The 12,718-nt window shown below is 66.8% G+C and carries 11 protein-coding genes and 1 tRNA gene; 5 read left to right on the forward strand and 7 right to left on the reverse strand.

All coding sequences use genetic code 11. The features are described 5' to 3' along the window. The 4 genes from KBY67_RS13945 to KBY67_RS13960 form a co-directional block, all read right to left on the reverse strand. Nucleotides 1-550, reverse strand: a 550-nt coding sequence (locus KBY67_RS13945; RefSeq protein ID WP_255111683.1) for an AAA family ATPase, incomplete at its 3' end; no start/stop codon positions are given. Nucleotides 551-570: 20 nt separating this feature from the next. Next, nucleotides 571-1,857, reverse strand: a complete 1,287-nt coding sequence (locus tag KBY67_RS13950; protein ID WP_255111685.1) for a glucose-6-phosphate dehydrogenase assembly protein OpcA — start codon at nucleotides 1,855-1,857, stop codon at nucleotides 571-573. 44 nt (nucleotides 1,858-1,901) lie between these two features. After that, nucleotides 1,902-3,425, reverse strand: a complete 1,524-nt coding sequence (gene zwf, locus KBY67_RS13955) for a glucose-6-phosphate dehydrogenase (RefSeq protein ID WP_255111686.1) — start codon at nucleotides 3,423-3,425, stop codon at nucleotides 1,902-1,904. A gap of 175 nt (nucleotides 3,426-3,600) precedes the next feature. Beyond that, nucleotides 3,601-4,761 (reverse strand): phycobilisome linker polypeptide, encoded by a 1,161-nt coding sequence (locus tag KBY67_RS13960; protein ID WP_255111687.1) that lies wholly within the window; start codon nucleotides 4,759-4,761, stop codon nucleotides 3,601-3,603. Between the two features lie 158 nt (nucleotides 4,762-4,919). Between KBY67_RS13960 and KBY67_RS13965 the strand changes: the two genes are divergently transcribed. Further along, nucleotides 4,920-5,480 carry an SRPBCC family protein gene (locus KBY67_RS13965; protein ID WP_255111688.1) on the forward strand — a complete coding sequence of 187 codons (561 nt, stop codon included), beginning with the start codon at nucleotides 4,920-4,922 and terminating at the stop codon, nucleotides 5,478-5,480. A gap of 168 nt (nucleotides 5,481-5,648) precedes the next feature. On the opposite strand, the gene KBY67_RS13970 is transcribed toward KBY67_RS13965, so the two are convergent. Next, nucleotides 5,649-5,721, reverse strand: a tRNA-Glu gene (locus tag KBY67_RS13970). Between the two features lie 73 nt (nucleotides 5,722-5,794). Further along, nucleotides 5,795-6,985 (reverse strand): histidine kinase, encoded by a 1,191-nt coding sequence (locus KBY67_RS13975; RefSeq protein ID WP_399214523.1) that lies wholly within the window; start codon nucleotides 6,983-6,985, stop codon nucleotides 5,795-5,797. A 76-nt stretch (nucleotides 6,986-7,061) separates the two neighbouring features. Here KBY67_RS13975 and KBY67_RS13980 point away from each other — a divergent pair, with 76 nt between their 5' ends. The 4 genes from KBY67_RS13980 to pepN all read left to right on the forward strand — a co-directional run bounded on the left by KBY67_RS13980 (nucleotide 7,062) and on the right by pepN (nucleotide 11,476). Continuing rightward, on the forward strand, nucleotides 7,062-7,643 hold the full coding sequence (locus tag KBY67_RS13980; RefSeq protein WP_255111689.1) for a hypothetical protein: 582 nt from the start codon (nucleotides 7,062-7,064) through the stop codon (nucleotides 7,641-7,643). A gap of 33 nt (nucleotides 7,644-7,676) precedes the next feature. Further along, on the forward strand, nucleotides 7,677-8,090 hold the full coding sequence (locus KBY67_RS13985) for a cAMP phosphodiesterase (RefSeq protein ID WP_255111690.1): 414 nt from the start codon (nucleotides 7,677-7,679) through the stop codon (nucleotides 8,088-8,090). A 128-nt stretch (nucleotides 8,091-8,218) separates the two neighbouring features. Further along, complete coding sequence (locus tag KBY67_RS13990) at nucleotides 8,219-8,716, forward strand: glycine zipper 2TM domain-containing protein (RefSeq protein WP_255111692.1); 498 nt, start codon at nucleotides 8,219-8,221, stop codon at nucleotides 8,714-8,716. Between the two features lie 39 nt (nucleotides 8,717-8,755). Beyond that, on the forward strand, nucleotides 8,756-11,476 hold the full coding sequence (pepN, locus tag KBY67_RS13995; protein ID WP_255111693.1) for an aminopeptidase N: 2,721 nt from the start codon (nucleotides 8,756-8,758) through the stop codon (nucleotides 11,474-11,476). Here the strand turns inward: pepN and KBY67_RS14000 are convergent. Next, the gene (locus KBY67_RS14000; RefSeq protein ID WP_399214526.1) at nucleotides 11,446-12,639 is read right to left on the reverse strand and encodes a glycoside hydrolase family 10 protein; all 1,194 of its coding nucleotides are present in this window, start codon (nucleotides 12,637-12,639) and stop codon (nucleotides 11,446-11,448) included. The two genes, pepN and KBY67_RS14000, sit on opposite strands and share 31 nt — an antisense overlap. Nucleotides 12,640-12,718 lie beyond the last annotated feature (79 nt).

The raw sequence follows: 12,718 nt of genomic DNA on the forward strand, positions 1-12,718 counted from the left end.
AGGGGAGGCTCAGGTCGGGGTGGCGGGGCAGGGCCCCCAGCAGGGGCATGGCGATCGAGGCGAGGGCCTCTTTCAGCAGGGCCCGGTGGCGCTCGGTGCTCACTCCGTTGAGCACCACTCCGGCCAGCGTCAGCCCCGGCTGGTGATCGCGGAAGCCCCGCACCAGGGCGGCCAGGGAGCCCGCCTGCCGGCTGGCTTCCACCACCAGCACCACCGGCAGCCCCAGCAGGCTGGCCACCTCGGCGGAACTGCCGTCGGCGCTGGGCCCGCGGCCATCGAAAAGACCCATCACCCCCTCCACCAGGCAGTGGTCGGCCTGGTGGCCCCACCAGTGGAAGGCCCGCCGCAGCCACTCCTCGCCGCAGAGCAGGCGATCGAGGTTGCGGCAGGGACGGCCGCTCACCCGCCCCAGCAGCTGCGGGTCGAGGTAATCCGGACCCACCTTGAAGACCTGAACGCTGGCTCCGCAGCGGCGCAGCAGGGCGCTGAGGGAGAGGCTGAGTAGGGTCTTGCCGCTGCCGCTGCAGGGGGCGGCGATCAGGCAGGCCATGGCATCGAGGCCCCAGGCCGTCAGGCGTTGGGCAGCAGTTTGGCAGCCAGGGGCGCGGCGGTGGCCAGCAAGGGATTAGTGGAATCGTGACCGCCGCCCAGCAGCCGGGCCATCTCCCATTCATCGGTGGCATGGCCCATGGGCACCACTTCTTCGGCCAGCTCCATGCGGGCCATGCCTCCGGCCTCCAGGCGCATGCAACCGCCCGATTCCGAGCAGAGGATCACGCAGAGGGCCTGGCGGCCGGGCGGCTCGCAGATCAGGCGCAGCCCGACGAGGCTACCCGGATGGCTGCTGGGCACACCCACCGGCACGGGGGTGAGATGAAACTGAACGGTGACACCATCGCTGCGCTCGAATTCTGCGCGGATCTCCTCCCCTGGCACCGAATGGCTCTCCACCCAGTGCCAGCCGAGGCGGTCCGCCAGCCAGGCAGCCAGCAGCAACCCCTGCACCGGATGGGTGCCCTCCACATCGATGTCGAGCTGCACCACGTGGTTGAGGGCATCGCGGCGGCTGGGGGGATCGAAGACCATGGCCAGCGATTCCCGCCAGGCCCGCTGCCTCAGCCAGTTCAGGTCGTTCACCGGCACACCGCTTGCCACGCGGCTCTCCAGCAGGTCGAGGCAACGGCGCGGGGTGCCCATGGCCGTGTCGATCACCAGGCGGCGGCCCGGTTCACCGAGGGCCTCCAGCAGCTCGGGCGCCTCATCGAGGGAGCCGTTCCACCACACCCAGCAGGGCAGATCATCTGGCACGAGCGGCTGCAGCAGCTGCAGGCCCTGCTGCAGCGCGCCGAAATCACCCCGCAGCACCACCACATCACCACAGGCGGCGACCGTGCCCTCTCCGGGCAGGGGGCAGTAGGCCGCCACCAGGGTTTCCAGGGGCTGACCGTGGTTGAGGGTGGGCGCCAGAGTGATCAAGCGCCTGGGCTGGAAGGCGCTGATCGCCGCGTCGATGTGCTGGCCGCGCAGATCCTCGATCGGATGGTTGCCGCTTTGCTGACCCAGGGCCCAGGCCAGCTTGGGCGAGAGGGGGGAGATGCTCAGGGGCAGGTCGCAGGCAGGCACCGCCTCGCGCGCGGCCTCCAGCAGTTCTTTGCGCACCACACCGGTGACAGGACCATCCAGGCGGCCGGTGCGCACCAGATGCTGCTCCACCCAGGCCGGCTGCCACACCAGCAGGGTGAAGGTGGAGGCCCCGCTGGACGACTCAAGATCATGGCTCCAGAGCTTATCGAGGTAGTCGGTGAGCTCAGGGGGTGGCAGGGCCACGGGGGCCTGAAGCGTCAGCTGGGGGGACATGGGCTTGGTTCGTCAGGGGAGGGGTGCTTGTGGTGCTGCTCGCGTCAGGGGCGACGCCACATCAGGCCATCGCGGCCCAGCAGGCTGTCGGAGGCGGCGGGCCCCCAGGTGCGGGCTTCGTAGGGGTGGACGGGCAGTTGCCAGGGGCTGTCCTCGATCAGCTCCAGCAGGGGGGTGTACATCCGCCAGGCGGCCTCCACCTCGTCGCCACGGGTGAACAGGGTGGGGTCCCCCAGCATGGCGTCAGCGAGCAGGCGAACGTAGCCCTCGTCGGAGGGTTCACCGAAGGATTCGTCGTAGGAGAAGTGCATGTCCACCGGACGGCTGCGCATGCCCGAACCGGGAGATTTCACTTCAAAACGGAACCCGGCCCCTTCATCGGGCTGGATGCGCAGGATCAGCTGGTTGGCGGTGGGGCTGCCACCGGCGGCGTCGAAGAGGTGCACCGGGGCCTCGCGGAAGGTCAGCACCACCTCACTCATGCGCTTGGGCAGGCGCTTGCCGGTACGCAGGTAGAAGGGCACCCCCTGCCAGCGCCAGTTGTCGATGAACAGCTTCATCGCCACATAGGTTTCCGTGGTGCTGTTCGGATTCACCCCAGGTTCCTGGCGGTAGCCAGCCAGGGGGCGGGCCGCGTTGCCACCGGGGCTGTACTGGCCACGAACGCAGCAGTTCCAGGGCTCGAGCTCATCGGCCAGCCGCGCTGACTGCAGCACCTTGGCCTTCTCGTTGCGGATGGCCTCCGGGTCAAAGCGCCCCGGGGCCTCCATCGTGGTGAGCGCCAGCATCTGGGTCAGGTGGTTCTGCACCATGTCCCGTAGGGCGCCGGAGCTTTCGTAGTAGCCCGCCCGCTCCTCCACACCCACGGTTTCAGCGGCGGTGATCTCGACGCTGGCGATGTAGTTCCGGTTCCAGATGGGCTCGAAGATCGTGTTGGCGAAGCGCAGCACAAGGATGTTCTGGACCGTTTCCTTGCCCAGGTAGTGGTCGATGCGGAAGACCTGACTCTCCTTGGCGCTGGCCTGGACGATCCGGTTGAGCTCCTGTGCGCTGCCGTAGTCGCGGCCGAAGGGCTTCTCGATCACCACCCGGCTGCGCTCGGGATCACTGAGCAGCCCTGCGGCGGCCAGGGCGCTGCACCCACTGCCGTAGAACTTCGGTGACACCGAGAGGTAGAAGGTGCGGTTGCTGCGGGTGGCCCGTTGGCGGTCGATCACTTCGAGCCGCTGGGCCAGCCGCACCAGGTGCTCGGGCTGCTGCAGATCCACCGGCTCATAGAAGAGGCCGGCGGCGAATTGGTCCCAGGCGCCGCGGTGCTCGCTCACCAGGTCGCCGAGGGCTTCGGCCATGTGGCCGCGGAAGTCTTCGTCGCTCCAGGGGCGCCGGGCGCAGCCCAGCACGGCGAATTCTGTGGGAAGCCGCCGCTGGCGGAACAGCTCGAACAGGGCCGGCACCAGCTTGCGGTGGGTGAGATCGCCGCTGGCTCCGAAAATCACCAGGCACTGGGGCGACACCACACGCTCCTGGCGCAGCCCGACCCTCAGTGGATTGGTGAGCGTGACGGTCATGGAGGTGCAACTGATGACACTGGATCTACCTACGAAAGCGGGGAACACCCAGCAACGGGCATGGGCGGTTCCCCTCTGTGCTGATTTCGGCAAAAAAAAGCCCGCCGTGGAGGCGGGCCGTAGCTGGATCGAAAGGGCCTTACCAGCTGTGGGGTTAGGCCTCAGCGGAGCGAGATCAATAGGTTTCCACGTGCCAGCGTTCGGCCTTCTTCAGCTGCGGACGAAGTTCCGACCAGTTGAGTCCCTTGGCTTCAGCGGCATTGGTCATGGCCTCGTCGATGCCGGGCTCCATGCCCCGCAGACCGCACATGTAGACGTGCGTCTTGGGATCTTCGATCATGGTGAAGATCTCTTCTCCGTGCTCGGCCACACGGTCCTGGATGTACATCCGGCCACCGCTGGGATTCTGCTGCTCACGACTGATCGCCTTGGTGTAGCGGAAGTTGTCGGGGAATTCGGCCTGGTAGGCCTGAAGATCCTCTTCGTAGAGCAGGTTCGGGGTGGTGGGCACGCCCATGATCAGCCAGGCCTTGCCCCGGAACTGATAGCCGGGATTCTTGGCCCGCTCGCCGTGGTCGAACATGCGACGTAGGTAGGCCCGCATCGGCGCAATGCCGGTGCCGGTGGCCAGCATGATCACGTTGGCGTCTTCGTCGGGGGGCAGCAGCATTTCCTTGCCCACCGGGCCGGTGATCTTCACCTTGGCGCCCGGTTCGATGTCGCAGAGAAAGCTGGAACAGACGCCATAGATGGTCTCTCCGTCCTTTTCGTACTGCAGTTGGCGGACGCAGAGGGAAACGGTCTTCGCTTCGAGGTTGTCGCCGTGGCGGGTGCTGGCGATTGAATAAAGACGCAGCTTGTTGGGCTTGCCGTTGCTGTCGACGCCATCGGGAATGATGCCGATGCTCTGGCCCTCCACATAGTGAAGGTTGCCCTCAGAAAGATCGAAAGTGATGTGATTGACCCGGCCGATCGCACCTTCAGCCAGCAGGGAATAGTTTCCGAGCACGGTGCCCACGTAGGGATCCTTCGGCTTGTAGAGATTGACGGGAGGAGCTTCGTGCTTGACGGGGGTGGTCACGGGAGCGGGGGCGTCGTTGGCAGCGGTCGGGGCGGGCGCTGGAGTGGAGGAGGAGGCTGAGACCTGATCAGCCGGGGTGACTGAGAGCAGGCGCCCACCCTGCTGATTGATCATGCGCAGGGTGGTCTGCATCTGAGGCAGAGGGATGCTGAAGCAACGCTCGGCCGTGCGCATACCAGCTGCTTTGAGGCCCTGCACCACGAGGGTGAACATCCGGGCATCGGACTGACGAAGCGCTGCGGTCGAGATGCGCATGAACCCTCAAACACCGGAAAACCGGTTCGATCATAGGCATCGCCTACGGTCAGCACTCCCTTGACCGTGGGCCTTTCCGCACTGACAACCGTCTGTTGCGGTTAGGTTTGGCTGGTCCGGTTGCACCGGCTTGCTTCGAATCCGACGTTCCCCTTCACTTGGCGCAACTTTCGGTTCTGACAACCCCCTCCTTCCAGAGCCTGCTCAGCAGCCAGGACACCTGTTCACTGGACACGATCCAGCAGGACATGGAACGTTTGCCCCAGGGGGCGCGCCGTCTGGCGGTTCAGTTGCGCCTTGAGCTTCCACCCCAGCAGATCTGGGCGGTGCTCACCGACTACGAAAACCTCAGCCGCTTCATTCCCAACCTCTCCACCTCGCGCCTGCTCTGGCGCCGGGGCAACACCGTGGGGCTGGAGCAGGTGGGCTCCCAGCAGTTCTGCGGCCTGCGCTTCAGTGCCCGCGTCGAGCTGGAGCTGCGCGAGCACCACGACGATGGACTGCTCAGCTTCTCCATGCGCCAGGGCGATTTCCGTCGTTTTGAGGGCGCCTGGCAGGTGAGCGACGAACCCAGCGGATCACGGCTCCTCTACGAACTCACGGTCCAGGGCCGCCAGGGCATGCCGATCGGGCTGATTGAGCAGCGCCTGCGCGAAGATCTGGCCGCTAACCTTCGCGCCGTGCAACAGGAAGCTCTGCGCCGCTCGCGGCAGGCCTGAGCAGTTCAGGAGTTGGAGTGAAGCAAGGTTCGAGAGAAGTCGCTGCGCCACGCTTCAGCGAAAAGTGTTCAGTGATCGAGCAGAATCAAGCCATCTGTGCTGATTCGCAGCCAACAATCTATCGCTTCGCGATCTGATCTGGCGAAGCTTTCTGGCTGTTTATCGTGATACCCCCAAGGGGATTCGAACCCCTGTCGCCTCCGTGAAAGGGAGGTGTCCTAGGCCTCTAGACGATGGGGGCGAGGCCACGGAGCGAGGGCGTTTTCAGGCGCCGTTTCCGATGACCGGACGCTACGGGTCGGAGTGTCCCTTCGTCAAGGAGAGGCCTGGCTGGGGGAGTTCTGTCCCGACCACACCGGCACGGTGAAGTGGAAGCAGGCCCCTTCACCAGGCTCGGAGGCCACCCAGATGCGCCCGCCATGGACTTCAACGATGCGGTGACAGACCGAGAGTCCCACCCCGAAGCCTGAAGTGGTTCCCGAGGTCTGGGGAAGCCGTACCCGCTCCAGGAAGATCCGCTCCTGCTCACCCCGGGGAATCCCCGGCCCGGTATCGCAGACACTGACCTGCACCCATTGGCTGGTGCGGTGCAGCAGCGAGAGGGTCACCTCGCCTTCGTCCGGGGTGTACTTCAGCGCGTTCTCCAGCAGGTTGAGCAGCACCTGGTGCATGCGCCGCTGATCGGCGAACACATCTGGCAGGTCGGCGGGGATGTTGGTCATCAGGCGCAGCCTGCGGCCAACCCACAGCTTCTCCAGCTCCAGGATGGCCTCGGCGGCCACCGGCGCCAGGTCAAGCCGCTGGGGGTTGAACAGGGCCTCCCAGCGGGTGGTGCCCACCTCCAGCAGATCCTTGGAGAGGTGCTCGATGTCATCGAGGCGGCGGTCGAGCACATCCCGGCAGCGGGTGTTGTTGATGTGCCCGAGCTGCAGGCTCTGCAGGGCCAGCTTGGCGGCCGTGAGGGGTGTGCGCAGCTCATGGGCCACCATGCGCAGCAGCCTCTCCTGCACCCGCAGGCGCTCGATCAGAGTTTCGTTCTCCTGCCGCAACACCAGCACCTGATCCTCCAGCTGCAGCTCCCGCTGGGAGCGGCTGCCATCCATCTCGGCGGGTCGCAAGCTCATGCCCAGATCGCTGACCACCTCCAGCTGCTGCCAGCGGGGCAGCCAGCCCTTCAACTGATCCAGCACCGCGTTGCCCGCCAGCACCTGACGAGGGGGAGGCTCCAGTTTCACAAGGGCCGGGGTGGCCACCAGCCGGTGCAGCTCCAGCAACTCCGGGCGGAGGGCGGGATCGGCCACCTCCAGGGCCACCTCGAAACCGCAGTCGCAGGTTTCGAGGTACTGCAGCACCCCGCCCAGATCAGCGGAAGCCAGATGGTGCGGGGCTGCCACCAGCAACAGTTTCAGCGGCCGGCGCCTGGCCGGGGGAGTGGCCTTGCTGTTGCCGGGGTCGGCTTTCCCCGCTTCAGGCACCGGGATGGCAGGCGAAATCGTGGTGCTCACCTTATGGCGGCCAACGCTGGGCCGGGAGATGGCTATGACAAGGCTGTTGTCTGACCTTCCGCAGATCCCCCTCCCCATGACTCCATCCACCGAGCGGGTGCCGCTGGACCTGTCCGGGCCGTCGCGGCGGGACCCGCAGGGAAGCCGCATCCAGCTGGACAGCAACCTGCGCCGCTGGTTTGCGCGCAACCTCGGCCTCTGGCGATCACGCCGCCTCTATTTCTTCCGCGGCGAAGAGGAGGCCCTGCGCCTCGACCTGCTGCTGCGGATCGAAACCTACGAGCAGCCGGTGGAAGGGGAGGGGGCCTACCGCTTCAGCTGGACACCGGAACGGGATTACGGCTTCTATGAGCGCAAACCCCAGTACCAGAGCGAGGGCAGCCTCGACGCCTATCTCTGCGGCCACCAGTTGCGACTCACCCAGGGGTACCTAGTGGAGCAGCCGATGCGCTCCCAGATTCGCCAGGTGGATGAGCACCAGATGATCTTCGAGTCGCAGCATCAGAACTTGGACATTCAGCAGCACGTCCGCCTGATCGATCAGGACCGCATCCGGGCCTGCTCGATCTTCTCCTGGCGCGACGGCGAACTCGACATCAGCGAGACCCACCATGAGATCAGGCTGGAGGGTCCTGGAGTTCCCCTGCCTGCGGATTGAAGTTCGCGCCGCGGTGCAGCAGCATGGGGCCTGATGAAACCGCTCTCCTTGCGCCTCACGCACCGCCTCCGCCGGTTCCTGTTGCTGGCTGCCCTGATCATTCCCGCCGTTGCCGGAGTTGCCCCCGCCCAGGCGGCCCCCGCCAGCGAGAGCGAGATGTCGCTCTACACCAGGATTGCCGCTGTCAATGTCTGCATCTCCCGGGGCGCCGGGGTCGAGTTCGACAAGGCCGCGAACATCGCCGGTGAAACGATCGCCCAGCTGATCAAGGGTCAGCACGACGGTCAGATCAAACAGGTGGGTGCCAAGGCCCTCACCATTGAAGAATTGCGTCGCGGTTCGGTGAACTCCGCTGTGATCGGTGCCGTTGAGCTCTGCCCCAAGGAGGTGCCCGCCGATGTGGTCAAGAAAGTGAACGACGCCCTCAAACAGCAGGGCGGCAAGTAAAGCTGAACGCTGCGGCCCTGCGGCGGACGCATCTGGACACAGTCGGCCCCACCCCCAGTTGCAGTTCAGGCGGTCCTGGTGGCTTTGCTGATGGCATCCCCTCGGGGCTGTCCTCCAGCTTGATCACCATGACTGTCTCCATGTGCCGGCTCCCCCTGCTGCTCGCTGCCGGGGTCTGCGGCCTCGCCTCGCTGCTGCCCGCCCTGCTGCCCTCAGCCGCCTCCGCCCAGGAGTACACCCGGGAGTACCAGGGCGTTCAGCGCTACCAGGAATACCGGCTGCCCACTGATCGTTACCCGGTTTTCCGCAACCCCGGCTATGCCGTGACTCCGGTCCGCAACTGGCCGCCTGCTCCCTACCAGGATTACGACAGCCGGGACTACACCAGCCAGCTGCCCAACGGCAGCACCCCTTACAGACAGCCGGTGCCCACCACCTGGGAGGAAGCCCAGGCCCTGCAGCAGCGCTGCTCGATCGGTCGGCTGGTGGGCGGGGTCATCGGTGGTGGCCTCGGCTATGCCGCCTCCCGCGATGACGGACGCACCTGGGCCGTGCCCCTGGGGGCCCTGCTGGGGTCCCAGGTGGGCTGCAACGCCGGCCAGGGCCGGGGGCCACTGCCCTGGTGAGCGGGGCGCCAGGATCAGGGGGTCTTTTCCCCTCGCCTGATGAGCGTCGTGCGGCTGGCCGACTATCGGCCCTACCCCTACCGGCTTGAGCGCACCGACCTGACGGTGCGCCTTCTCGGCGAGGAGGCCCTGGTGGAGTCGACCCTGCATCTGGTGCCCCTTGGAGCAGGGGCCGGCGGCAGCGAGCCGCTGCTGCTGCGCGGCGAGGGTCTGGAGCTGCTCTCCCTCAGCCTCGATGGCCGGCCGCTGGCGCTTGATCAGATCGGGCGCGATGGCGACGCCTACATCCTCACGGACACTCCCTCGCAGCCGTTTCGCCTCACCAGCGCAGTGCGCCTGCAGCCCCGCGCCAACACCAGCCTGGAGGGGCTCTATGCCAGCGGCGGCATGGTGACCACCCAGTGCGAAGCGGAGGGGTTCCGTCGCATCACCCTCCATCCCGATCGCCCCGATGTGCTCAGCCTGTTCCGGGTGCGCATCGAGGCCGAGCGCGTGGCCTTCCCCGTGCTGCTCTCCAACGGCAACTGCATCGAGCAGGGTCCCCTGCCGGCAGGGGCCGGCGAGGCGGAGCGCCACTACGTAGTTTGGGATGATCCCTTCCCCAAGCCCTCCTATCTGTTCGCCCTGGTGGCGGGGGTGCTGGAGGAGGTGCGCGACAGCTTCACCACCGCCAGTGGCCGCACGGTGCAGCTGCGGCTGCATGTGGAGCCCGGCGATGCGCCCTACACGGCCCATGCCATGCGCTCGCTGCAGCGCTCGATGGCCTGGGATGAGCGGGTCTACGGGCTGGAGTACGACCTCGATGAGTACAACATCGTGGCCGTGCGTCATTTCAACATGGGCGCGATGGAGAACAAGAGTCTCAATATCTTCAACTCCAAGCTGGTGCTCGCCGATGCCGAAACGGCCACCGATGGCGAACTGGAGCGGATCGAGAGCGTGATCGCCCATGAGTATTTTCATAACTGGACGGGCAACCGCATCACCTGCCGCGACTGGTTCCAGCTCTCCCTCAAGGAGGGACTCACCGTCTTCAGGGATCAGAGTTTCACGGCTGATCTGCATGCGCCGGCACTGAAGCGAATCGAAGATGTGGCGATGCTGCGCAACACTCAATTCCGCGAAGATGCCGGTCCCACCGCTCACCCCGTGCAGCCGGATCATTACCAGGCGATCGACAACTTCTACACCACCACCATCTACGAAAAGGGTGCGGAGGTGATCCGCATGCTGCACACTTTGCTGGGGCCGGACACCTTCATGCGTGGCATGGCCACCTACGTGCAGCGCCACGACGGCACGGCCGCCACCTGCGACGACTTCGTTGCGGCCATGCAGGATGCCGCCGCCTCGGCGGGTGTTGCCGGCACGCGTGAGTTGAGCGCGTTCAGCTTCGAGCAGTTCCGCCGCTGGTACCACCAGGCGGGCACGCCGCGGCTGGAACTGGAGCGCCACTGGGATGAGGATCAGGGCCGCCTGTCCCTGACCATCCGCCAGCACACCCCGCCCACCCCGGGGCAGACCGAGAAGCTGCCGCTGGTGATCCCCCTGGCCCTTGGGGCGGTGGATCAGGCCGGAGAGCCCCTGCTGCTGCAACGCTCCGGCGAAACCACAGCCAGCGCCGAGGCCGCCAGCCTGGGGCACGCCTGGGGGCCGCTGACGCGGCTGCTGGTGATCAATCAGGCCGAGCAGACCGTGGTTTTCGAGGGCTTTGAGCCCCACAGCCACCCGCCGGCCCTGTCATTGCTGCGTCGCTTCTCCGCTCCGGTGCAGCTGGAGTTCCAGCGCCCGATCACGGAGTTGCTGCATCTACTCAGCAGCGATGGCGAGCCGCTGGCCCGCTGGGATGCCGGCCAGGAACTGTTGCGCCAGGTGTTGCTGCAGCGGGCAGCGGGAGGCCCCGATGAGGCCCTCGAAGACGGGCTGGTGGCCGCCTTCGAGCGGATCCTGGTGGAGGGCACCCTCAGCGACGGCAACCGCTGCGCCCTGCTCTCGATGCCGGGGCTGGCCGAACTGGAAGCGGCCAGCGAACAGCCTGATCCACCGGCGCTCTATGGGGCGATCAGGACGCTGCAGACCCGTTTCGGCCAGGCCCTGGCCGTACCCCTGGCGGATTGCCTCGAGCGTTGCCGGCCCCAGTGGGGACTGCCCTGGCCTGAGGGAGTGGGCGACCGACTGCTCACAGGACTGGTCTGGGCCTGGCGGGCGGCTGCAGGCGACGGGACGGTGATGGCCGCCGCCGCCGACGCCGTGGAGGGTCCCTCCATGACCCTGGCGCGGGCCGGACTGCGCGCCCTGCAGCCCCTGGCGAGCCACGAGCGGGAACGGGCGATGGCGGCGTTCTACGGACGCTGGCAGCAGAAGCCGGTGATTCTCGATGCCTGGTTCAGCCTGGAGGCCTCCGCCCCCTTCGCCGATGGGCTGCAGCGGGTGGAGGCCCTGCTGGCCCATCCCCGCTACGACCCGGCAGCCCCCAACTCGGTGCGGGCTGTGCTGGGGGGCCTGGTGGCCAACACTCCGGTGTTCCATGCCGCCGATGGCCGCGGCTACCGCTTCCTGGCCGAGCAGATCGCCCAGCTCGATCAGCGCAACCCGATCACCGCCTCACGCCTGGCCAAGGTGTTCAGCCGCTGGCAGAGCTATGCCCCCGAGCGGGGTGAGCGGATGCGGGAGGCGATGGAGCAGCTGGCGGGCGCCGGGCTCTCGGCCAACACCCGGGAGGTGCTGGGTCAGAGCCTGGGGCGGGAGCTGCGGGGGTAGGGATCCGGGTAGAGGGCCCCGTGCAGTCGCTTGAAGGAGGTGCGGCGAGCCCCTGCTCCCTCGGGGCCTGCGTAGGTGCCCCAGAGCCCCTCCCAATAGAAATAAATCACTCCCAGACCGCGCTTGGCCACCTGCTCCACCTTCTTCTCCAGCACCGGGGAAGAGGTGGTGCGACTACCGAAGCCCGCCAGCACACCGATCTGCACAGGCATGCCCCAGCGCCTGGCCTTCACCAGGGCGGACTGGTCGAGGTCCTTGGTGAATCCGGCCACGGAATAGGCGTAGTTCTGCACCACCAGCTCATCCACCAGCTGGCCCAGGGCCCAGATCTCCCAGTCCTGCAGCCAGTGGTTGTAGGCGAAACGGAACGGCCCGGGGGAGTGGCTGATCACCGCGCCGCTGCGTTCCTTCTGCATCGTGGCTCGCAGCTCCCGCAGCAGTCCGGTGAGCTTCTGGCGCCGCCAGGTCATCCATTCGCGGTTGTTGTAGTCGCTGGGGGGTTCGCGGCCCTTCTCCTGGCGGAACAGGGCACGGGTGTAGGCGTCGTAGCCCAGCTCCACGGGCCAGGCGAAGTGGTCATCGAGCTGGATCCCGTCCACGCCGCAGCGCTGCACGATCTCAGCGATCAGGCCGATCACCCGCTCACGCACCCCGGGGTGGGACGGGTTCAGCCATACCCGTAGGTCCTTGAGCGGTGAGGTCTTGAGGTTGGCCCCATGCATGGCATAGAGGGTCGAGCCGTCGCTGCGTTTGAGCACCCATTCGGGATGGCGGCGTACCACCTCGGCATCGGCCGGCTCCATCAGGCCGTACTCGAACCAGGGGATCACCTTCATGCCGCGCCGCTGGCCGGCCTTGGTGAGGCGGCAGATGGGGTCGAGGGAGGGGTTCACCTGCTGCAGCTTTGGCTCCATCGGCGCGTAGCGGCTGCGATGGAAGGTGTAGCCCCGGCTCCAGACGTTGGGATAGAGGGTGTTGAAGCCGGCGGCATCGAGTTCGCCTACCGCCTTCTCGATCAGGTTGGCGTCGTAGTAGAGGGGACTGGGGCTGTTGGTGAGCCAGACCCCCACGCGCTGGCTGGCGGCCAGGGCCGGGAGCGTCCCTAGGGCCTGCAGGCAGGAGGTGAGCAGCACCGTGGCCAGGGCCGGCAGGGCCCTCTTCAGTCGGACGCGGCGGGGGAGTGGCCCGCTCAGACCAGGGGACGTGGGGCGAGGCAAGAGGATGGGGGGCGTGGGCGAGGGG

The sequence above is a fragment of the Synechococcus sp. RedBA-s genome (assembly GCF_024345495.1).
Lineage (GTDB): Bacteria > Cyanobacteriota > Cyanobacteriia > PCC-6307 > Cyanobiaceae > Regnicoccus_A.

Bases quoted from the DNA above. Each gene is read 5' to 3' on its own strand.
- KBY67_RS13950 (WP_255111685.1), bottom strand. From the start codon at position 1,857: ATGTCCCCCCAGCTGACGCTTCAGGCCCCCGTGGCCCTGCCACCCCCT.
- zwf (WP_255111686.1), bottom strand. From the start codon at position 3,425: ATGACCGTCACGCTCACCAATCCACTGAGGGTCGGGCTGCGCCAGGAG.
- KBY67_RS13960 (WP_255111687.1), bottom strand. From the start codon at position 4,761: ATGCGCATCTCGACCGCAGCGCTTCGTCAGTCCGATGCCCGGATGTTC.
- KBY67_RS13980 (WP_255111689.1), top strand. From the start codon at position 7,062: ATGACTCCATCCACCGAGCGGGTGCCGCTGGACCTGTCCGGGCCGTCG.
- KBY67_RS13985 (WP_255111690.1), top strand. From the start codon at position 7,677: ATGAAACCGCTCTCCTTGCGCCTCACGCACCGCCTCCGCCGGTTCCTG.
- KBY67_RS13990 (WP_255111692.1), top strand. From the start codon at position 8,219: ATGACTGTCTCCATGTGCCGGCTCCCCCTGCTGCTCGCTGCCGGGGTC.
- pepN (WP_255111693.1), top strand. From the start codon at position 8,756: ATGAGCGTCGTGCGGCTGGCCGACTATCGGCCCTACCCCTACCGGCTT.